The organism is uncultured Eudoraea sp. (genome assembly GCF_947258925.1).
GTDB lineage: Bacteria > Bacteroidota > Bacteroidia > Flavobacteriales > Flavobacteriaceae > Eudoraea.
This window is the reverse complement of sequence record NZ_CAMYKG010000007.1, coordinates 43,896-66,611: the sequence shown is the minus strand read 5'-3', so window position 1 is coordinate 66,611 and position 22,716 is coordinate 43,896. Positions and strand designations below refer to the sequence as shown.

The following is a 22,716-nucleotide window of genomic DNA, read 5'->3' as shown; positions in this document are numbered from 1 at the left end:
AGTGTTGCTAACTTCAAAATTACTAAATTGCGCCCTTAAAAAATATATTTAATGTTATACTTTGTTAAAAGAACGAAGGTTTTCTTCATAATTCTCATTATGGCAGTATCATGCCAGAATCAAAATCAAAATATGGAAGTTGTTAGTGCCCCCACGGCTAAAAAGATGGCTGTTCAATTAGAAAAGCATGGTGATATAAGGATTGATGAATATTATTGGTTAAATGAACGGGAAAACAAAGAAGTTCTTGCTTATTTGGAAGAGGAAAATAAGTATTATGACACACTTACCTATCACACCAAATCTTTCCAGAAGGAATTGTTTGAAGAAATGAAGGGTCGAATTAAAGAAGATGATACTTCTTTACCCTACAAATTAAATGATTATTGGTATATCACCAGATATGAAACCGGGAAAGAGTACCCCATCTATTCGCGTAAGAATAAAATTCTGGAAGCACCTGAAGAAATACTATTCAATTGCAATGAACTTGCAAAGAGGCATGAGTATTATAATTTAAGAGGTGTTTCTGTAAGTCCGGATAATAAACTTGCAGCATTCGGAACAGACACCATCGGCAGAAGGCAATACCATATTCAGATCAAAAACCTTGAAACGAATGAGATTTATGACGATAAAGTAGATAATACCACAGGAAGTGCAGTCTGGGCCAATGACAACAAGACATTATTCTACACAAAGAAAGATCCGGTTACTTTGAGATCAGATAAGATTTATAAACATGTCCTCGGTACGTCAAGTGAAGAAGATGAATTAATATTTCATGAGCAGGATGATACCTTTAACACATTTGTTTACAAATCAAAATCAAGGAAATACATTATTATTGGCTCATACAGCACATTAACATCTGAATTTCAACTACTTAATGCCGATAATCCCAATGGGGATTTTAAATTGTTTTCAAAAAGGGAAAGAGGCCTGGAATACTCTATTTATCATTACGGTAATAATTTTTATATTCTTACCAATAAAGATAATGCCACCAATTTTAAATTAATGAAGGTTGGTGAGGCAAATACTTCCTCGGAAAATTGGGAAGAATTTATCGAACATCGGAAAGATGTCCTCCTTGAGGATATAGAGATCTTCAAGGATTATTATGTCTTAACGGAGCGCGATAATGGTTTAAATAAATTAAAGATCAGCAGATGGGATGGTTCAAATAGTTACTATATCCCTTTTGATAATGAGACCTATGTGGCCTACTCCTATGTAAATCCTGATTTTGATACGAAGACTTACCGTTTTGTTTACAACTCAATGACTGCTCCCTATGCTATTATTGATTTCGATATGGAATCAAAAGAGCAGGAAATAAAGAAAGAACAGGAAGTATTAGGGGATAAATTTAATAAAGAAAATTATCGTTCTGAAAGACTTTGGGCCAGTGCGAGAGACGGCAAAAAGGTTCCAATATCCCTGATTTATCATAAAGACACCAAATTAGATGGCAATAGCCCACTTTTACAGTATGGTTATGGATCCTACGGCAGTACCTCAGACCCTTACTTTTCAACTGCCAGATTAAGTCTTTTGGACAGAGGGTTTATTTATGCAATAGCACATGTGAGGGGTGGTGAATATTTAGGAAGGAACTGGTATGAAGATGGAAAACTTTTGAAAAAGACAAATACATTTACAGACTTTATAGATTGTTCTAAATTTTTGATTGCCAATAAATACACAAGTAAAGAACACTTATATGCCTATGGGGGTTCCGCAGGAGGCTTACTGATGGGAGCAATTGTTAATATGGAGCCAGAACTTTATAATGGGGTAATAGCAGCGGTACCATTTGTTGATGTAATTACGACAATGCTGGATGATTCTATTCCGCTAACTACAGGAGAATATGATGAATGGGGTGATCCAAATAAGAAAGAATATTATGACTATATGAAATCGTACTCCCCGTATGACAATGTAAAAGCACAAAGCTATCCAAATATCCTTGTAACTACCGGAATACATGATTCTCAGGTTCAATATTGGGAACCGGCCAAGTGGGTAGCTAAGCTAAGGTCATATAAAAAAGATACAAATACACTTTTCCTTTATACAAATATGGACGCGGGTCATGGAGGAGCATCCGGCAGGTTTAAGGCATTGAAAGAAACTGCCCAGGAGTACAGTTTTCTATTAGATTTGGAGGGTAAAATCATTAATTAGAAAAAAAAATAGTAATTTTGCCGCAGATTTAATTCTTTATATAAAGATATATCGGACTAACCTTTCTTTATGGAAAACAAAATAAATGCGCATAATTCGATCCTTGATCTAATTGGTAATACACCGCTGGTAAGGCTTAATCGGATTACAGAGGCAATAAAAGGTAATTATTTTGCAAAAATAGAAGCATTCAATCCCGGTCACTCATCAAAGGATAGAATAGCTGCATATATTATAGAACAGGCAGAAAAGAGTGGTATTCTTGAACCTGGCAATACTATCATAGAAACTACTTCCGGGAATACGGGTTTTAGTATAGCCATGGTCAGTATTATCAAAGGATATGAATGTATTTTAGCCGTAAGTTCAAAATCGTCAAAGGATAAAATTGACATGTTGCGGTCAATGGGGGCAAAAGTTTATGTTTGTCCTGCCCATGTAAGCGCAGATGATCCAAGGTCCTATTATCAGGTAGCAAAAAGGCTTCATGAAGAAACAAATGGGTCAGTTTATATCAATCAATATTTTAACGAGTTAAATATCCTGGCACATTACCAAACCACCGGTCCGGAAATTTGGGAACAAACCAATGGAAATATAACACATTTGATTGCCTGCAGTGGCACCGGGGGTACAATTTCAGGTACAGCAAGATATCTAAAAGAGCAAAATCCTAATATCAGGATCATAGGGGTTGATGCTTATGGCTCTGTTTTAAAAAAATATCATGAAACCGGGAAAATAGATAATAATGAGATTTACCCATATCGAATAGAAGGTCTGGGTAAGAATTTAATACCTGATGCTACTGATTTTGATGCAATTGATGAATTTATTAAGGTTACGGATGAAGAGAGTGCGCATACCGCCAGAGAAATTTCATGCAAGGAAGGAATTTTTGTAGGATATACAAGCGGAGCAGTTATGCAGGCTGTAAAGGAATTAAGCGCAAAAGGTGAATTCAAGGAAGACAGCAATGTTGTTGTTATTTTTCCTGATCATGGTTCAAGGTATATGAGTAAAATTTACAACGATCAATGGATGAGCGATCAAGGCTTTTTCGACAGTAAAAATGTGGAAGAGGAACAAGCTGTGCAGTATGTAAAATAAGAAAGACCTATTATAAAATAAAGGCAACAGTAAGTTACTGTTGCCTTTTTTATTTCGAATAAAAATAATTTATGAATCGTGATCAAAATTCCATAATTTTGCGAACGAACTAAACTAGGCCAAATGAAAGATTTATTTGCTAGAATAATAGAAAATAAGGGACCTTTGGGTAAATGGGCGTCTCAAGCTGAAGGATATTTTGTTTTTCCAAAATTGGAAGGCCCAATATCTAACCGCATGAAATTCCAGGGAAAAGAGGTGATTACCTGGAGCATTAATGATTATCTGGGGTTAGCAAATTTACCCGAAATTAAAAAAGTTGACGCAGATGCGGCAAAAGAACACGGAGCTGCATATCCTATGGGAGCACGTATGATGAGTGGACATACGGACTTTCATGAGCAATTGGAAGATGAGTTGGCTAAGTTTGTCCACAAAGAATCTGCATATTTACTGAATTTTGGGTATCAGGGGATATTATCTACAATTGACGCCCTGGTTTCCAAGGACGATATTATTGTTTACGATGTGGATTCTCATGCATGTATCATTGATGGTGTCCGTTTGCATATGGGTAAACGGTTTACATTTAAGCATAACGATATTGATAGCTTAAAAAAGAACTTAGAGCGTGCCACAAAAATGGCAGATCAAACCGGTGGAGGAATTCTCGTGATTTCTGAAGGAGTTTTCGGCATGCGGGGAGAGCAAGGGAAACTCAAAGAAATTGTTGCGCTTAAAAAGGAATATAATTTCAGGTTATTGGTAGATGATGCACACGGTTTTGGGACACTTGGTAAGACTGGTGCCGGGGCAGGTGAGGAACAGGGTGTTCAGGATGATATAGATGTATATTTTGCCACTTTTGCCAAATCTATGGCCGGTATTGGTGCATTCCTGGCCGCTGATAAGGAGATTATAGATTATTTAAAATACAATTTGCGTTCTCAAATGTTCGCTAAATCCCTCCCCATGATATTTGTTAAAGGAGCATTAAAAAGACTTGAAATGCTGCGCACAAAACAGGAGTTGAGGGAAAAGTTATGGGAAAATGTGAATGCGCTTCAAAACGGACTTAAGGAAAGAGGTTTTGATATTGGCACAACTACCAGCTGTGTAACACCTGTTTATCTTAATGGAAGTATTCCTGAAGCTATGGCTTTAGTCAAGGACCTAAGGGAGAATTATGGTATTTTCTGTTCCATTGTCGTATATCCCGTAATCCCTAAAGGCATGATCTTATTGCGAATGATTCCAACTACTACCCATACCCTTGAGGACATAGCTATAACACTAGATGCATTTTCGGCAATAAGGGATCGTTTGCAGAATGGTACTTACAAAAGATTATCGGCAGCTGTAGCCGCGGCGATGGGTGAATAAGACATCTTATTGACAAGACAAAAAGGCTGAAGAATTTTTACAAAGTGGCTAAAAGTCCTTTCTATAGGTTCTTCTGCGCTTGTAGATTTCGGGCTCAAAATGCTTCCACATTTGACGAATAGCAATATTATCCTCTAATTCCGGAGTTCTGTAAAAAGTCTTTATTTTTTTCGCCTTAAAGACTTTGTGATATTCGTTCATGATTATGGCAGTAACACCTTTATTCTGAAAGTCCGGATGAATCCCAATTAAATAAAAAAGGACGTCCTTACTATTTTTTTTAGCATTTAAAAGGTGATAAAAACCAAATGGAAATAGTTTGCCATTGGCTTTTTTCAATGCTGGCCCATAGGAAGGCATTACAATGGCAAAAGCTATTAGTTTGTCTTCACTGTCAACTACAAACTTGATGTACTCCGGATTGACTAAACCTATATATTTATTTTTGAAATAGGCTTTTTGCTCGGCCGTTAAAGGCACAAATGAGGATAACTTCGAGTACGTCTTATTAAAAAGATCAAACATTTGGTCAGCCCATGGCAAAATATCCCTGGATCTGGTAAAATTCATTTCCCTTAGACCATACCTTTTTTTTATTAATCCTTGAATTTTGGTAAAACTTTCCGGTTGGGTACTACTTGCCGGAATTTTATACTCCAGATATTGTTTTTCTTTTTTTAGGCCATAATGATCATAATGGTTTTTATAATATGGATGATTATACCATGTAATCATTGTTCCCATGCTATCAAAACCTTCTATTAATACACCTACCTTATCCAAGTGTGAAAACCCTACAGGACCTTCCATAAAATCGAGATTATTCTTTTTGCCTATCTCGGCTACCTTGTCGAGTAAAGTTTCGGAAACCTCCAGATCATCAATGAAATCAAACCATCCGAAACGCATTTTGCGGATTAGCTGTTCATTTACTTCAATCCAATTGATTATGGCGGCTATTCTTCCCACCAGATTCTTGTCGCGGTAGGCAAGAAAGAATTTTACTTCAGCATTATTGAAATTAGGGTTTTTTTCTTCGTCAAATGTTTCAAGTTCATCTGAAATAAGAGGGGGTACCCAATACGGAGAATTTTTATAAAGGGTAAAGGGAAATTTAATAAACTCTTTTAAATCCGATTTTGAAATAGCTGCCCGGAGCCTAACCATACCATTAATTTGTATGGTTAAGATAACAGATATTTAAATAGGGATAAAACTTTAACACAGTTTTCACTTTTGACTAAACCGAAGAGGAAACTTAAGCCGAATTTTTAGAAATCAATTACGCCTTTATCTTTTGAATTCCTGTTTTTTTTCTTCTCTTTTCTTAGGTCTTTTTTGGATGGCCCAAGGTCTATATCTTCAGCACCTACACTTTTGACTCCCTTTTTTGCGGATTTTGATTTTTTCTTTTTCCGCATGGATTTCTTTTTTATTGCCCCTCCATTTTCTCCAGCTTTCTGATCTTCAATGGGGATTAGGACATCGCGGTGAAAGTCCAGTCTGTATGATGCCCCGATTGTTCCAAAAAACCGGCTTGGAGAATTTTTGAAACTGGCCCCAAGATTGGCATCAACCTGAAAATTTTCATTGACCAAAAAGGCTCCTCCACCCCTCAATAATGCATCGCCATAGCGATCACTACTTATCCCTTGGTGCTCCAAAAACAAACTCCATTTTGGATTTCTGAGTGCATGCGATACAGAGATAATGTAACCTAGTTCGGGATCATCCGAGGAAATTCTATCATAGGCAATATTTGTAATCAGAACGAATCTGGGAGTAAGTCTGCTCTGAGTTGCTAACATCGCCCTGGCAGTAACCGTGGGTTCTGTTGGATAGAAGGGATTATCACCCAACACAAAATTTGCTCCTGCATAAACAGAGATTGCCGGGATCAGGTTTTTAAATTTAAATTTGTGATTTGCCCTCCAGCTATATAAGTTGGGTTTGTTTCTTTCGGGATTTTTATACGGATCAAAGATGAGATACTTTACACCCAGTCGATTTTTTGATAAATCTGTCCTTGAATCATTAAACCCCAAAGCATTATAAGTTATAATCTGATTTTGGTAGGTGCCTTCCCAATTGAGTTCGAGTTTCTCAAGTAACAAACCATATCGAATAGAAAAATCAAGACCGTAGACATTGGAATCATAATCTAAATCTGCATGGTCCCTTTTTTCATAAGATAATCCAAATTCTCCCTGGACGACTCCTTTTCCTACTGCATAGGCACTTACTGACAATCCTGGCCTGTTGGAATTGATAACATCGGTATATTGGCATATACCCGTTAGAGGTAATAGTAACAGTAATAAAATCAATGCATTTGGGAGGTTCTTTAGCTCTTTAATTAGAAACATCAGGTGGATTTTATTATTATTTTATGAATTTTGTAATGTTAATACAACGCTGGAATTGTATTTTTGATATACAAAATTCTCAGATTATGGGTTTTTTAAGAACGATTTTAATAATTCTCCTGGTATATTATATCCTCAAACTGTTGGCCAGATGGTTTGGGCCCAGACTTTTTGGATATGCTGCAAAAAGAACAGAGAAGCATTTTAGAGACAGATTCGAAGAATTTCAGGGCTACCAGAATCAGGAATCATATTCAAAAGAAGGTGAAGTTATTATTGATAAAAATACCGTACAAAAGAAAAAAGATTCCGATCAAATTGGAGAATTTGTAGATTTTGAGGAAATAGAATAACCATTACCACTAAAGCGACCAATGAATAAAGGTACAAAGGCTTTATTTGTCCATTTTTTTGCACTTGTTTTTTTTGTTGTAGCCTCCTTGGCGTACTTCTATCCTGTACTTCAGGGTAAAACGATATTGCAATCCGATATCATTCAGTATACCGGAATGGCCAAGGAACAAAATGATTTCAGGAAAACCACGGATGAGGAACCGTATTGGACCAATAGTGCATTTGGGGGAATGCCAACTTTTCAATTAGGAGCTTATTACCCACATGATTATGTTAAAAAGCTGGACAGGGCCATTAGGTTTCTACCCCGGCCTGCAGATTATTTGTTCCTCTATTTTGTTGGATTCTACATCTTACTTTGTTGTTTGAAAGTAGATTATCGCTTAGCTGTTTTAGGAGCGCTCGCTTTTGGGTTTTCAACTTATCTAATCATCATTCTTGGGGTAGGGCATAATGCCAAAGCCCATGCTATCGCTTATTTACCAATTCTATTAGGCGGTATTATTCTAACTTTCAGAAAAAAATATCTCTGGGGATTTATTGTTACCTCAGTTGCTATGGCATTGGAAATAGGGGCTAATCATTTCCAAATGACTTATTATTTTATGCTACTTGTACTGCTTCTTGGAATTGCTTACCTGGTAGATGCCGTTAGAAAAAAGAAATTAAAGCACTATTTTATTTCCATAGGGATTCTTACAGGAGCAATAGTTTTAGGGGTTACTGCCAATGCCACATCGCTTCTGGCAACAAAGGAATATGCCGATTGGAGCACTCGCGGTAAATCCGAACTCACAATTAACCCTGATGGCACGACAAAAGAAAATGTAACGGGTCTCGATAAGGAATACATAACGCAATACAGTTATGGGATAGTTGAATCGTTAAATTTATTTGTTCCCAGACTTTTTGGAGGGAGCAATAATGAAGATCTGGGAACTGATTCAAAGGCCTATGAATATCTTACCGAACAGGGATTGCCCCGTACCAGGGCCCTCGAATTTAGCAGTGCTCTTCCGCTTTATTGGGGCGACCAACCCGGAGTAGCTGCACCGGCTTATATAGGAGCAATCATCTTTTTTCTATTTGTTTTAGGATTGTTTTTGGTTAAAGGACCCATTAAATGGTGGTTGTTATCTGGAACCTTGCTGTCTCTTTTCTTATCATGGGGAAAGAATTTTAGCCTTCTGACAGATTTTATGATTGATTACTTCCCCCTGTATAACAAATTCAGGGCTGTTTCATCTATACAGGTAATTCTGGAACTCTGCGCCCCTGTTCTGGCGGTTATGGCAATGGTACAAATATTAAAACCGTCCGTGGACCAATCTAAAAAACTTAAGGCTTTAAAAACAAGCATGATCATAGTCGTTGGGCTGGGGATAGCACTTTTATTAGTCAAAAGTTCTTTTGATTTTATAGGTTTAAACGATGCTACTTATCAGAAATATTTTGGCGATGAGGTAATGACCATGATTATCCGTGATAGGGAAGCTGTTTATATCGATGATACCATAAGGTCTATTATATATGTCCTTTTGGCCGGTCTGGCCATATGGATGCATGTAAAGGGCAGGCTTAAGCAAAATTTGTTGATTATGACCCTTGCATTGTTGGTGGTTTTCGATTTAGTGGGCGTTGACCGCAGGTATGTTAACGAAAAAGATTTTGTGAGGCAAAAAAGGATGAATCAACCCTTTTCTCCATTAGCCGTGGATAATCAGATTTCTGAGGATCCGGGGGTTTACAGGGTATATGATCCGGCTGAGGGCCTTAATGGAGCCAGAACATCCTATTTTCATCAGTCTATAGGAGGATATCATGCGGCAAAGCCGGCAGGAATGCAGGATTTATTTGATTTCCATATTTATCGGAATAATTTGCGAGTCCTGAATATGCTCAATGTAAAGTATATTATTCAAAAGGATGAAGAAGGTCAAAATTATGCCATTACCAACCCTGAGGCCAATGGGAATGCCTGGTTTATTCGCAAGCTCATCGATGTAAAAAGTGCCGATGAAGAGATTAAGGCGTTAGACAGTTTAGATGTTCTAAATTCCGCGGTTGTAAATACTGATAAATTTAATAGAATAGATCAATATAATTTTCAAAAAGATTCTTTAGCATCAATAATATTGAAGGATTATAAGCCCAATCATTTGACCTACATTTCGAGCAATTCCAATAATGGACTTGCCGTATTTTCTGAAATGTATTACCCGGGAGATTGGAAGGCCTATATCGATGGGTTGGCTGTAGATCATATTAAGGTAAATTACGTCTTAAGAGCCTTGAATATCCCAAAAGGTGAGCATACTGTAGAATTTAAATTTGAACCAAAAGTAGTTGAAACTGGTGGAAAGATAACCTTGGCAAGTTCCATTTTGATGATGATAATAATTTTAGGGGGAAGCCTAATTTCAATAGTTCGTTTTCAAAAAAAGAAGGAAGGATAAATAATGCGTAAAGTCCTTATAATTACCTATTATTGGCCTCCTGCCGGCGGACCGGGGGTACAGCGCTGGTTGAATTTCGTCAAATACTTACCCGAATTTGATATACACCCGGTAGTTTATATTCCAAAAAACCCCAACTATCCTATTAAAGATGTAAGTCTTTCAACGGACCTCCCGAAAAATGTTACTATTTATAAAAACCAAATTTTTGAGCCCTATTCTCTTGCTGGATTTTTAAGTAAAAAGAAAACTAAACGAATTAGTTCGGGAATAATAGAAGATGATTCCCAATCTATGGCAGAAAAAATATTGTTATGGGTTAGGGGTAATATGTTCATCCCCGATGCCAGAAAGTACTGGGTAAAGCCTTCAGTTCGATATTTAGAAACGGTTATTAAAGAAGAGGGAATAGATACTATAATTACCACAGGTCCACCACACAGCCTTCATCTTATTGGCTTAAAACTACAAAAGAAATTAGCGCTTAAATGGCTGGCTGATTTCAGGGATCCATGGACTTCAATAGGTTACCACAGCAAATTACGACTAAATGACCGCTCTAAGCGGAAACATCTTAAATTAGAAAATGAAGTATTGAATAGTTGCGATAAGGTAGTGGTTACCAGCAAAACTACCAGGGATGAGTTTGAATCTATTACAAGAAAACCAATCAGTGTGATAACCAATGGTTTCGATGTTGCTGAAAGTAATCTTAGTTTTGGCGAGTTGGATAAAGACTTTACATTATCTCATATCGGGTCATTACTCGCCGGAAGAAATCCCGAAAACCTTTGGAAGGTATTGGCAGAATTGATAAGTGAAAATGAAACTTTCCGTAAATGCTTTCGATTAAACCTGATTGGGGTAGCAGGGCAGGATGTTTTAAATAGTATATACGATTACGGGTTAAAAAGTTATACCAAAGTTGAAGAATATGTGAGTCATAAGGATGCAGTAGACTTACAAAGAAGATCTCAGCTCTTACTTTTGGCAGAGATAGATTCCCCTGATACCCGCGGTATTATCCCGGGGAAACTCTTTGAATACCTTGCTGCCAGAAGGCCCATCCTTGCTTTAGGACCTAAAAATTGGGAAGGCGGGGAAATTGTCGCAGATACCAACTCAGGTTTTGTTTTTGACTATACGGCTACTTCGGACCTTAAAGCTGTAATATTAAATTGGTTTCACCTATATCAGCAAGGCAATTTAATGGTATCTTCAGTAAATATTAAACAATATAACCGAAGAAGGCTCACTGAAAAACTGGCTGAACAGTTGGAATGGGAATAATTTTTAAACAATCGTTAAAGAACACGACTATCACATATCTTGGGTTTGGGATAGGAGCTATCAACACCCTTTTCCTTTATACCCGTTTTCTAACTGATGAGTATTTCGGCCTTGTTGGCGTAATTCTCTCTACTTCGGCAATTCTTATGCCCTTAATGGCCTTTGGAGTACCCAATACCCTCGTCAAATATTACAGTAAGTTTGATGGCTCGGAATCAACAGATGGTTTTCTTACGCTAATGTTGGTGCTTCCGTTGATAATTATCTTACCTCTCGCGGGAATCAGCTACTTTGCGAATGAGTTGATCGGTAATTTTCTTGCCAGCAAGAACTCAATTGTTAAAGATTATGTTTGGTACATTTTCTTGATAGGATTGGCAATGGCTTATTTCGAAATATTTTACGCCTGGTCTAAAGTACATATGAAATCGGTTTTTGGTAATTTCATGAAAGAAGTCCTGGTCAGAGTAGGCGTTAGCATACTTTTACTCTCCCTATATGCAGGTTTTATTAGCGTGGATTTCTTCTTAAAGGCCTTGGTAGGCCTTTACCTCTTACGAACCCTGATTATGAAACTTTATGCCTACAGTTTGCGAAGGCCCAGGTTAAGCATACGATGGCCAAGTGGTAGCAGGGCCATGGTCAGCTACAGCATTCTTATAATTTTGGGAGGTTCTACCGCTGTCATTCTTTTGGAGATAGATCGTTTTATGATCAACCAATTTATACCTATACAGAATGTTGCCTATTATACTGTTGCTATTTTTATTGCAACGGTAATAGCAGTCCCGGCAAGGGCCATGCACCAGATTACCTATCCATTAACTGCTGCAATTCTCAATAGGGATGATATTAATGAACTCCAAAGTTTATATCAAAGAAGTTCGCTCACCTTGTTTATTGTATCCGGACTTATTTTTGTTCTGATTCTGTTAAATCTCAATGATTTTTATATGTTATTGCCTGAAGCATATCGCGGAGGATATATAATTGTTCTTCTAATTGGGCTTACCAAATTATTTGATGCTCTAATGGGGAACAACAATGCTATTCTTTATAATTCTGATTATTACAAAGTTTTACTGTTAATGGGTGTGTTTTTGGCAGCTTGTACAATATTGTTCAACTGGATTCTTATACCGGCTTATGGATTAAATGGTGCTGCTTTGGCAACTTTCATTGCTATTTGTATTTATAATTTAATTAAACTTATCTATGTTAAGCGAAAATTTAATATACTTCCATTTACTCATGAAACATTAAGAATTGTTGGTCTTCTTGTATTTACAGGGATTATTTTCTATTTCGTTAAATTTAATTTTAGTCCATTGATCAATATTGCTTTGAAGAGTATTCTTATTACAGTTTTTTATGTAGGAATCTTGTACCGGTTTAAAATATCTAAAGATGTTTTTGAAGTTCTTTCAGGTTTTTTTGATAGGAAAAGGAGATGAAATGGAATTTCACTGAGAGTAGTTTGCGCTTCAACTAAGTGGTGTATGTTGGCTATATGTTTAACTAATAACCCCACAGGGACGAATCCGCTGTGGGGTTAAACAACTAACCAACCTAAAACTATCTTTATTATATTCTTGTACTTCTGCTTCTTGCTGTACTGCCTTTACCAGAATTTCTGGATGGACCTCTACTTGCCTTATTATTGGTGGTACTTGTCCTTTTTGTTACTTTACTTCTTGAGCCGCTACTATGGGGCCTGGAAGCAACAGTTCGCTGTTTTACAGACTTTGTGCTGGTAGTTCTGCTTGTCTTCACAGATCTTTCTGGCCTTGCGTACGTTTTGCTGCTGCGTTGAACAGTTTTACTTCTTGGAGATATCGCTATTTCCTTTTTTGTAACTGTTCTGCCTGATACAGTTCTCGTAGATCTTGAATTCGTATTTCTGATCGCCTCACTCTTAGCAGTGCTACGCGCATTGCCGGTACTTCTCTTTGCAGTATTAGCAACAGTCCTGTTAGACCTGTTTACAGCTGAACTGTTTATTGTCCTTTTTGTACTGTTTCTATTACTTCGTTGGGCAACAGCCGTTGTAGTTCTGCCTGATTTACCAGTCTGATAACCATCAGCTCTGCGAGATCTGCTTTCCCTGGCTACAACTCGTTTATCGTTCCTATAAACTGTGCCTCTGCGGTTATAGTTTTTACTATGGTTATAATAATGACCTGCCTGAACATAAGCTCTTCTATGATTATAATGGTAAGGTCTGTAATATGTATATCGTACAGGATTGTAATATCTTCTGTAAGGGGTGTTATATACAAGACAGAAACCAGTTAGCGGTCTTACAAAATAACCATGGTAAGGCCTGTATGTATAATATTGGTTATATACATTAACAAAACCGTTGTAATGACTATAATAGCCCCTGGTATTGTAATAAACATGCATTCCACCAATTCGTCTCACTCTTCCGTTTCTGTACCATACATTAACACCACCTATTTGGTTAACTCGTCCATAATAGTCATAATATATAGGTACATTTTGTACTTGAATAACTGCGCCATAATTATCATACTGTACATAAGGATTATAGTTATAGCCCGAATTGAATGTAAAATTGGTGTTTCCATAATTGACATTGGCACCTATATTAACCTGATTGTTGATATAAAAATCTAGTTCACCATCAGGATAAACGGAAAACGTAATGCCGTTCTCAACAAAAATGAATGAATTGTTGTAGTTATAAGCATTGCGTATTGCAACCTTATCTTCAACGGTAACGGCCATGGTACTCGCAGTACCTAAAATAAGGGCCGTAAAAAGGAGTATTAAATTTCTCATGATATAAGGTTTTAAATTTCCGAATGCAACTATTTACATTCATACATAGAGTACCAAACAACGTGCCAGAAATAGTGACCTCTCTATAATATACTGAAATACAGGTATTTAAAAATAAATCAAAGCTTCAAATTGAAGTTAAAAGGAATTGTTTAGAAGAGAATTGTAGCCAGTGGTGTTTACTATCTAAGCTTTTCACGAAGGTATCTTGCGGTAAGAGAATTCTTATTTAATGCAACTTCCTCGGGAGTACCAAACGCAACAAGATCTCCTCCCTTGTCTCCGCCTTCAGGCCCGAGGTCTATTATGTGATCTGCACATTTTATAAATTCAATATTGTGCTCTATAACAACAATAGAATGTCCCCTGGAAATTAAGGCGTCAAAAGATTTTAGGAGCTTTTTAATATCGTGAAAGTGAAGTCCGGTTGTAGGTTCATCAAATATAAATAAAGCCTTGTCTTTAGCAGTCCCTTTTACCAGGAAAGAGGCAAGTTTAATTCTTTGGGCTTCTCCGCCGGAGAGGGTAGATGAAGACTGGCCTAAGGTAACATAGCCTAGTCCTACATCCTGAAGGGGCCGTAATTTGCCAACTATTTTTGTTTGCGCATGAGATTCGAAGAAAGCAATAGCATTATCTATGGTCATATTCAGGACCTCATCAATGTTGGTGTTTCCAAACCTGACTTCCAATACTTCTTTTTTGAAACGTTTTCCACCACATGTGTCACATTCCAAATGCACATCGGCCATAAACTGCATCTCCACAGTGATCTCCCCTTCGCCTTTGCACTTTTCGCATCTTCCTCCATCAACATTAAATGAGAAGTGTTTGGCTTGATATCCCCTTAATTTACTTAGTTTCTGAGAAGCAAACAATGCACGGATATCATCATAAGCCTTTATATAGGTTACCGGATTTGAACGAGAGGATCTCCCAATAGGATTTTGATCCACAAACTCAACGTTTTTCACGGATTGAAACTTGCCGCTAAGCTCCGTATATTGACCAGCTTTTTCTCCGTAACCCCCTACTTCTTTTAACAAGATGGGATAGAGTATTTTTTTAACCAAAGTACTTTTCCCACTTCCTGAAACCCCGGTTACTACGGTGAGCATATTTAGTGGAAAGCTAACATCGATATTCTTTAAATTGTTTTCCCTTGCACCTTTAATTTCTACAAAATTATTTGAGCTTCTTCGTTTTTCGGGAATTGCAATTTCCATGCTGCCATTGAGGTAACTTGCTGTGAGCGAGGAAGATTTCAGGATCTTTTCCATAGGACCATGAGCTACGACTTCACCACCATGCGTACCAGCTTCCGGCCCTATATCGATGACTTCATCTGCTGCTATCATTATATCTTCATCGTGCTCAACTACAATAACTGTATTTCCCAAGTCTCTCAAAGACTTTAAGACCAGGATCAGATTCTCAGTATCTCTGGGATGTAGCCCTATGCTAGGCTCATCAAGAATATACATAGAGCCCACTAGACTACTGCCAAGTGATGTTGCCAGGTTTATACGCTGACTTTCTCCCCCGGACAGTGAATTTGATTTTCTATTTATTGTAAGATATCGCAATCCCACTTTGTCCAAAAATCCCAGTCTGGTCTTGATTTCCGTTAAGAGTCTCTTTGCAATTTTTAAGTCGTGTGAACTTAAAGTAAGCTCCTCAAAAAATGCAATTAAATTTTCAATGGACAATTCAACAAGATCTGAGATTGATTTGTCATTAATTTTTATATAATTCGTTTCCTTTCTAAGGCGCTTACCATTACAGCTACTGCATTTGGTTTTCCCTCTGTATCTGGAAAGCATCACCCTATTTTGGATTTTATAGCTCTTTTCCTCTAATTGCTTAAAAAATTTATCAATTCCAATAAAATACGCATTGCCCTGCCATACTAATAGTTTTTGTTCCTCACTAAGTTGATACCAGGGTTTGTGCACCGGAAAATCATACTTATAAGCCGAATTTACCAATTGATCCCTATACCAACTCATGCTCTCACCACGCCAGGGGAATACTGCATTTTCATATACGGATAGGCCGGAATTAGGAATCACAAGATCTTCATCTATTCCAATGACATCACCATAACCCTCACATTTTGGACATGCTCCGTATGGGTTGTTGAAGCTAAAAAGATGTACGTTAGGTTCATTGAAGACCATGCCATCCAATTCAAACTTATTACTAAATTGGGTTACATTGCTGTTGGAGAGTTCTTCAATATAACAATAGCCTTTGCCTTCAAAAAAGGCGGTGTCTATTGCATTGGCTAAACGGTTAAGAAAATCTTCGTCATTTTTTTTAATTATTCGATCTACAACCAACTCAAAATTAGCACCTATATCTTTTAAGGAATCATCGATCCTAAGTACGCGGCCCTTATGTTTTATTCTGGCATAACCTTGTTTTGAGAGCAATTGTAAGGATTTAACAGGATCCCTGTCTTTTGAAATTTTAATAGGAGCCAATAACAAAAGCTTTGTGCCATCTTCAAAAGATTTCACAAAATCGAGAACATCTGTTACCGTATGCTTTTTGACCTCATTGCCAGAAATTGGTGAATATGTCTTGCCTATTCGCGCATAGAGAAGCTTTAGATAGTCATAGATTTCCGTAGTAGTACCCACGGTGGATCTTGGATTGGTCGAATTAACCTTTTGTTCTATGGCAATTGCCGGGGCTATTCCTTTAATATAATCAACTTTGGGCTTATTTAGTTTACCCAGGAACTGTCTTGCATAGGAGGAAAGACTTTCTACATAACGCCTTTGACCTTCCGCATAAAGGGTGTCAAAAGCCAGGCTGGATTTACCGGAACCTGAAAGACCGGTGATAACAACAAATTTATTTCTGGGGATAACTACATCAATATTTTTAAGATTGTGCAGCTTAGCCCCTTTAATTATAATGTTTTGCTTCGGGTTAATGTCGCTAATTTGGGTTCTTTCTTCCATCAGGTTGGCAAAGATACGATATGTTGATTTCAAACCCCAATAAGTGCAGTTTTACATCTATATATGGCAAAATCACAACATTGTTGTTTTTAGATATTATATTTTATCTATATTTGAAACATAATTACTAAATCTATACGCCTATATACGAAAATTACTTTTTTGAGAAATAATCTGAATAACTAAAGTCCTTTACCCAAATAAAGGCCCCTAAGTTTAACCAAAAAAGTAATCAGTATGCAGCTACAGGCAGAAGATCCAATCCTAGTACAGAACTACATGAGCGGGGATGAAAAATCCCTTGAAATTTTAATTAACCGACACAATCAGCGTCTTACCAGCTTTATTTATTCCAAAGTACTGGATAAGGATATTACTGAAGATATTTTTCAGGATACCTTTATAAAAGTAATAAGGACGTTAAAAAGAGGTGCTTATAACGAAGAAGGGAAGTTCCTGCCCTGGGTAATGCGAATAGCTCACAATCTCATAATTGATCATTTCAGAAGAAATAAGCGTATGCCTAAATTTGAGGGTAGCGAGGATTTTAATATTTTCTCGGTCTTAGGCGATAATAAGCTGGATGCAGAGAAACAGTTAATCAAGGATCAGATAGAAAGTGACCTAGGTTTACTAATAGAAGAACTTCCGGATGATCAAAAAGAGGTGCTGGTAATGCGTATATATAAGGATATGAGTTTTAAGGAAATATCTGAAAATACAGGGGTTAGTATCAATACTGCCCTGGGACGCATGCGCTACGCTTTAATCAACTTAAGAAAGATCATTGAAAAGAATAATATTGTTTTAACGAATTAATCGGTTCTATAACGACTAATCCGATAGGGTTCCTTAATAGTTACGTTATTTAAACATAACATTATTATTTATGGAACAGATTTACCCCGGACATCTAGAGAAATGTAAACTAGTTAAAGCTAAACCAGCTACTGTGGAGTTTTTACTACAGTATTCAAAGGCACTGCATGTGACTAAACACAAAGGAATTATTCTTGAAAACAATTTGAATTAAGGATACCTTCTCTTTACAAAATAGATAATCTTCCCTTTGATGCTGCATCAAAGGGATTTTTTATTGCAATAGTAAATAGATTTAGTTTCTATTACAGATGAGCTTTAATATAGATCGTTACCTGTCATCTCAAAAAGGGCCTCCCAACTGTATTATTTTGGATTTATTGTGTTTAAAAGTGCAAAATCGTTCATTGACATCAGAAATCGAGGGTTTGACAACATAGTTTTTCTCAGACCTGGCTATTTGAATACTTTTAACTTGTAATTATGAAATCATAGTTACTGTACTATTAACAAAAATAATCAATGGCCTATCACGAGAAGCCTCTGAAACTTAACCAAAAAATACGACAAACTATGGAATTCGAAATTGATGACTCAGAACTAGTAAGAGATTATATAAGCGGCGACGAAAAAGCACTTGAAGTTCTTATAAAAAGACACAATCAGCGTATAAGCAGTTTTATTTATTCAAAGGTAATGGATAGAGATATTACTGAGGATATTTTTCAGGATACCTTTATTAAGGTGATTAAGACTCTTAAAAAAGGGTCATATAGTGAAGAAGGAAAATTTTTACCCTGGGTAATGAGAATTTCGCATAATCTTATAATTGATCACTTCAGAAAGAATAAGCGTATGCCTAAATTTGAAGGAAGTGATGATTTTAATATTTTCTCTGTTTTAGGAGATGATAAACTAAATGCTGAAAAACAGATTATTAAAGATCAGATAGATAGTGATCTGGGATCGTTAATTGAAGAATTACCAGATGACCAGAAAGAAGTTTTGTTGATGCGTATTTATAAGGACATGAGCTTTAAAGAAATATCTGAAAATACAGGAGTGAGCATAAATACAGCACTTGGAAGAATGCGCTATGCGCTCATAAACCTTAGAAAAATTATTGAAAGACATAATATTGTCCTGACCAATTAATAAGGAGAAATTTTTAAGAACAATATTTATATTATAGTTGCGTTATTAGTACATAACAATACTATAATAATATGGAAAAAATTTACTCTGAAGAAAAAAACACTTGTAAACTGGCAAAAGCCAGCCCTGAAACAATACAGTTTTTACTAGATTATTCCAGGTCCTTCAGAATAACGAAGTACAAGAAATTCAAATTTGAAACAAGTTTGAATTAAGTTATAAAGCCCGCCTCTAGCGGGCTTTTTTGGTTTTATAGTAATTGTTGAGTACTTTCTTTCTCCCTATGGTTTTTGTTATGATATCCTTATCGAGATCCCAACCTCTTGCAGGGGAATATTCACGACCATACCAAATAATTTGAAGATGCAAATCATTCCATAACTCCAATGGGAATAACCTTTTAGCATCTTTCTCAGTTTGAACCACATTTTTTCCAGTAGATAATCCCCATCGATACATAAGTCGGTGGATATGGGTGTCAACAGGAAAAGCCGGGATACCAAATGCCTGGGATACTACCACACTTGCGGTTTTATGCCCAACAGCCGGCAATTCTTCCAGCAAATCTATATCCCGGGGGACTTTACCATCATATTTTTCTATTAGTATTTTGGATAAACCGTAAATCCCTTTGGATTTCATTGGTGATAATCCAACAGGCTTTATGATTTCTCTTATTTCTTCAACAGACAATTTTATCATATCGAAAGGATTATCAGCCCTTTCAAATAATAAAGGTGTTGTTTTATTTACGCGTACATCAGTACTTTGCGCTGAAAGCAAAACGGCTATTAACAGTGTATAAGGGTCTTTATGGTTAAGAGGTACCGGAATAACCGGATATAACACATCCAGCTTTTTAATAATAAAGGATACTTTTTCCGATTTCGTCATTTTTTGTTTAATTTTACAAGGAAAATAATAAACATAAAGTTAAATAAAATAAACTATGAACACACTTAAAGAAGGTGATAAAGTCCGTGATTTTCATTCTGTTGATCAGGATGGCAATTTGGTAAAATTTAGTGATTATTCTGGTAAAAAGTTAGTTGTATTTTTCTATCCAAAGGCAAATACCCCCGGATGCACGGCCGAAGCTTGTAATCTTAGGGATAATTATGCAGAACTGCAGTCAAAGGGTTACGAACTCCTTGGTGTAAGTGCAGATTCACCAAAAAAACAGGCAAATTTCAGGAATAAGTACGAATTTCCATTTCCGCTTTTGGCCGACGAAGACCATACTGTAATTAACACTTTTGGCGTATGGGGTCCAAAGAAGTTTATGGGAAGAGAATACGATGGTATACACCGAATGACTTTTATTATTGATGAAAATGGGGTAGTGGAGAAGGTTATAAGCAAAGTTAAAACCAAAGATCACGCTGCACAGATTCTTTAATGTGCAGGGACCAGAAAAAAAGCCCTGATTTTCAGGGCTTTTTTCATTTAAAAATATTCTAAACTTTCTCCTTAAGCTTTGCCTGGGGACGCATAAAGAGGTGTTCATTTTTAATTTTTTCAGCAATCCCCTCCGGTAGCATTTCTTCCCAATCCTCTTCGCCATTGGTAATTTTCTTCAGGACATCCCTTGAAAAAATATGCATAATTTCAGGATCGTAATCTATGATGTCCATTACTTTACCATTATACTTAAAGAATTTGTACAGCTCTTTCATTCGTGGATGAACCTTCACATTATTGCTGGTCATGATTTGTCCTGTTTCAGGATTTTTCATAGGATAGAGATATACGATGAGTTCTTTAAAAAAGAGCTTACCAAAGGCCTCTAAGATGCCACCACTTAAATGTCTGTAATACTTTTCATCAAAGATGTCTACCAGGTTATTAACGCCCATAGTAAGACCAATCTTTGCCTTTGTATAATTATTGAAATATTCAACTAATTTGTAATATTCCTGAAACTTGGAAATCATTACAGAATGCCCCAGAGAACACAACAGTTTAGCCCTGTCCATAAAATCACTTTCATCTATCTCACCTGAAGCTTTTAGATTCGCCAGTGTAATTTCAAATATGACTATAGAATTATCCTCTTCAACTGCCTGATCGCGAATAAAAATTTCATACGATTTCTTAAACATGTCCATGTTGACTTTTGTCACTGGCCGAAAGCTCCCCCTGAGGGCAAGGATGTTTTTCTTGTATAGAATAGCGGCGGGAAGAAGATTGTTACCGTCGGGTCCAAACATTACAGCGTCCGTCATATCATTTCTGATAAGCTGAAGACTCATAAGCCTGTTATCAACATTTTTAAAATTCGGCCCTGAAAAATTCACCATATCAATTTCAAGCGTATCTCTGTCAATATGATCATAGATATACTTTAATAACTTCCGAGGTTTATTATACTTGTAAAAAGCACCGTATATGAGATTCACACCTACTATTCCCAGAGTCTCCTGCTGTAAGCGTGCCTCGTTCTGTTTAAATCGAACATGGAGGATAATTTCATCAAAATCTTTTTGATTGGGATCTAATTGAAAACGAATCCCAACCCAACCATGGCCCTTGTAACGCTTGGAAAAATCAATTGTTGCCACGGTGTTTGCGTAGGTAAAAAATAGTTTTTCAGGATTTTCATCCCGGCTTATCCGCTCTTGCATCAGATGCATTTCATGGGTAAGCATCTTATGCAACCTGCTTTGTGTTACATACCTGCCATCAGTTTCAATCCCGTAAACCGCATCACTAAAAGATTTATCATAGGCGCTCATAGCTTTCGCTATAGTACCTGAGGCCCCACCTGATCTAAAAAAATGTCTGGCAGTTTCCTGTCCCGCACCTATTTCGGCAAAAGTCCCGTAGATATCAGGATTAAGATTAATTCTAAGTGTCTTAGCTTTAATTGAAGGGATATTTTCAAAAGCCGGATCCTTTTTTAAGACTGACGCCATAAGTATTGTTTGCTTTAAGCAAAGTTAATAAGATTGGGGTATCTATTAAATAAATAAGTTATAAATTTGAAATAAATAGATGACAGGTTGAAAATTACTTTTTTAGGCACTGGCACATCGCAGGGTATACCCGTTATTGGTAGCAGTCATCCGGTTTGTTTAAGTACAAACCCCAAGGATAAAAGACTTCGGGTTTCTGTTCTAATTTCATGGAAAGATTATAATTATGTAATAGATTGCGGACCTGACTTCCGTCAGCAGATGTTAACGAATAAGGTGACCAGGCTGGATGGTATCCTATTTACACATGAACATTCGGATCATACAGCTGGTATAGATGACATACGCCCCTTTTTCTTTAGACAAGGTGATATTCCTGTATATGCTCACGAAGATGTAATCCGTTCCTTGAAACGAAGATTTGACTATATTTTTGCCGGTGAGAACAGGTATCCTGGGGCCCCGGCCTTAGAGGTAAACCTGATTCAAAATAACATTCCATTTAAAATAGGGGATATCCAAGCCATTCCTATTGAAGCTTTCCACAACCGTTTACGTATATACGGATTTAGAATAGGAGACTTTGCGTACCTTACTGATGTTAAAACTATCAGTGATGAAGAAATACATAAGATTAAAGGTGTTAAAGTACTATCAATTAATGCATTGCGAATAGAGCCACATCATTCACATTTAAATTTGGAAGAGGCCCTCGAAGTAATAGAAAGAATTAAACCGCGAATGGCATATCTATCCCATATCAGTCATTATATGGGATTTCATGATGAAGTTGAGGAAAGATTACCCAAAAATGTGCATTTGGCCTATGACAATCTTGTGGTTTCAGTTTGACGTAAAGAAAAGAAGTTATAGTAAGTTGGATAATTGATGATTTTAA

The 22,716-nt window shown here is 36.7% G+C and carries 17 protein-coding genes; 11 read left to right on the top strand and 6 right to left on the bottom strand.

Going from position 1 to position 22,716, the window contains the following annotated elements; all coding sequences use genetic code 11:
* The first annotated feature begins 132 nt into the window (after positions 1 to 132).
* The 3 genes from Q0X77_RS03845 to Q0X77_RS03835 all read left to right on the top strand — a co-directional run bounded on the left by Q0X77_RS03845 (position 133) and on the right by Q0X77_RS03835 (position 4,686).
* Positions 133 to 2,193 (top strand): S9 family peptidase, encoded by a 2,061-nt coding sequence (locus tag Q0X77_RS03845; protein WP_297793258.1) that lies wholly within the window; start codon positions 133 to 135, stop codon positions 2,191 to 2,193.
* A 69-nt stretch (positions 2,194 to 2,262) separates the two neighbouring features.
* On the top strand, positions 2,263 to 3,303 hold the full coding sequence (locus Q0X77_RS03840; protein WP_297793255.1) for a PLP-dependent cysteine synthase family protein: 1,041 nt from the start codon (positions 2,263 to 2,265) through the stop codon (positions 3,301 to 3,303).
* A gap of 123 nt (positions 3,304 to 3,426) precedes the next feature.
* Positions 3,427 to 4,686, top strand: coding sequence for an aminotransferase class I/II-fold pyridoxal phosphate-dependent enzyme (locus Q0X77_RS03835; protein WP_297793252.1), 1,260 nt, complete (start codon positions 3,427 to 3,429; stop codon positions 4,684 to 4,686).
* 48 nt (positions 4,687 to 4,734) lie between these two features.
* Here Q0X77_RS03835 and Q0X77_RS03830 read toward each other — a convergent pair whose 3' ends face one another.
* Positions 4,735 to 5,853, bottom strand: a complete 1,119-nt coding sequence (locus Q0X77_RS03830; RefSeq protein ID WP_297793249.1) for a GTP cyclohydrolase — start codon at positions 5,851 to 5,853, stop codon at positions 4,735 to 4,737.
* Between the two features lie 104 nt (positions 5,854 to 5,957).
* Positions 5,958 to 7,052, bottom strand: a complete 1,095-nt coding sequence (locus Q0X77_RS03825; RefSeq protein WP_297793246.1) for a transporter — start codon at positions 7,050 to 7,052, stop codon at positions 5,958 to 5,960.
* A gap of 86 nt (positions 7,053 to 7,138) precedes the next feature.
* Here Q0X77_RS03825 and Q0X77_RS03820 point away from each other — a divergent pair, with 86 nt between their 5' ends.
* From Q0X77_RS03820 to Q0X77_RS03805, 4 genes are read left to right on the top strand one after another with little or no spacing between them, the layout of a single operon-like run.
* The gene (locus Q0X77_RS03820; RefSeq protein WP_297793243.1) at positions 7,139 to 7,405 is read left to right on the top strand and encodes a DUF4834 family protein; all 267 of its coding nucleotides are present in this window, start codon (positions 7,139 to 7,141) and stop codon (positions 7,403 to 7,405) included.
* Positions 7,406 to 7,426: 21 nt separating this feature from the next.
* Complete coding sequence (locus tag Q0X77_RS03815; protein ID WP_297793240.1) at positions 7,427 to 9,862, top strand: hypothetical protein; 2,436 nt, start codon at positions 7,427 to 7,429, stop codon at positions 9,860 to 9,862.
* Between the two features lie 3 nt (positions 9,863 to 9,865).
* A complete protein-coding gene (locus Q0X77_RS03810; RefSeq protein ID WP_297793237.1) occupies positions 9,866 to 11,152 on the top strand; it encodes a glycosyltransferase in 1,287 nt (428 codons plus the stop codon).
* A complete protein-coding gene (locus Q0X77_RS03805) occupies positions 11,143 to 12,606 on the top strand; it encodes a polysaccharide biosynthesis C-terminal domain-containing protein (RefSeq protein WP_297793234.1) in 1,464 nt (487 codons plus the stop codon). Before Q0X77_RS03810 ends, Q0X77_RS03805 begins: the two co-directional genes overlap by 10 nt.
* Positions 12,607 to 12,736: 130 nt before the next feature.
* Here the strand turns inward: Q0X77_RS03805 and Q0X77_RS03800 are convergent, their stop codons facing one another.
* Both Q0X77_RS03800 and uvrA read right to left on the bottom strand, forming a co-directional pair.
* Complete coding sequence (locus Q0X77_RS03800; protein ID WP_297793232.1) at positions 12,737 to 13,957, bottom strand: hypothetical protein; 1,221 nt, start codon at positions 13,955 to 13,957, stop codon at positions 12,737 to 12,739.
* A 182-nt stretch (positions 13,958 to 14,139) separates the two neighbouring features.
* The gene (uvrA, locus tag Q0X77_RS03795) at positions 14,140 to 16,929 is read right to left on the bottom strand and encodes an excinuclease ABC subunit UvrA (RefSeq protein WP_297793229.1); all 2,790 of its coding nucleotides are present in this window, start codon (positions 16,927 to 16,929) and stop codon (positions 14,140 to 14,142) included.
* 237 nt (positions 16,930 to 17,166) lie between these two features.
* Between uvrA and Q0X77_RS03790 the strand changes: the two genes are divergently transcribed.
* Positions 17,167 to 17,748: a sigma-70 family RNA polymerase sigma factor gene (locus tag Q0X77_RS03790; RefSeq protein WP_297793226.1), complete on the top strand. Its 582-nt coding sequence runs from the start codon at positions 17,167 to 17,169 to the stop codon at positions 17,746 to 17,748.
* A gap of 573 nt (positions 17,749 to 18,321) precedes the next feature.
* Positions 18,322 to 18,903, top strand: a complete 582-nt coding sequence (locus Q0X77_RS03785) for a sigma-70 family RNA polymerase sigma factor (RefSeq protein WP_297793223.1) — start codon at positions 18,322 to 18,324, stop codon at positions 18,901 to 18,903.
* Between the two features lie 231 nt (positions 18,904 to 19,134).
* On the opposite strand, the gene nth is transcribed toward Q0X77_RS03785, so the two are convergent.
* On the bottom strand, positions 19,135 to 19,797 hold the full coding sequence (gene nth / locus Q0X77_RS03780) for an endonuclease III (protein WP_297793220.1): 663 nt from the start codon (positions 19,795 to 19,797) through the stop codon (positions 19,135 to 19,137).
* Between the two features lie 55 nt (positions 19,798 to 19,852).
* Here nth and bcp point away from each other — a divergent pair, with 55 nt between their 5' ends.
* Positions 19,853 to 20,302, top strand: a complete 450-nt coding sequence (bcp, locus tag Q0X77_RS03775) for a thioredoxin-dependent thiol peroxidase (RefSeq protein ID WP_297793217.1) — start codon at positions 19,853 to 19,855, stop codon at positions 20,300 to 20,302.
* Between the two features lie 58 nt (positions 20,303 to 20,360).
* On the opposite strand, the gene Q0X77_RS03770 is transcribed toward bcp, so the two are convergent.
* Complete coding sequence (locus Q0X77_RS03770; protein WP_297793214.1) at positions 20,361 to 21,818, bottom strand: TonB-dependent receptor; 1,458 nt, start codon at positions 21,816 to 21,818, stop codon at positions 20,361 to 20,363.
* A gap of 87 nt (positions 21,819 to 21,905) precedes the next feature.
* Between Q0X77_RS03770 and Q0X77_RS03765 the strand changes: the two genes are divergently transcribed.
* Entirely contained in the window at positions 21,906 to 22,670 is a 765-nt protein-coding gene (locus Q0X77_RS03765) for an MBL fold metallo-hydrolase (protein WP_297793212.1), read from the top strand.
* Positions 22,671 to 22,716 lie beyond the last annotated feature (46 nt).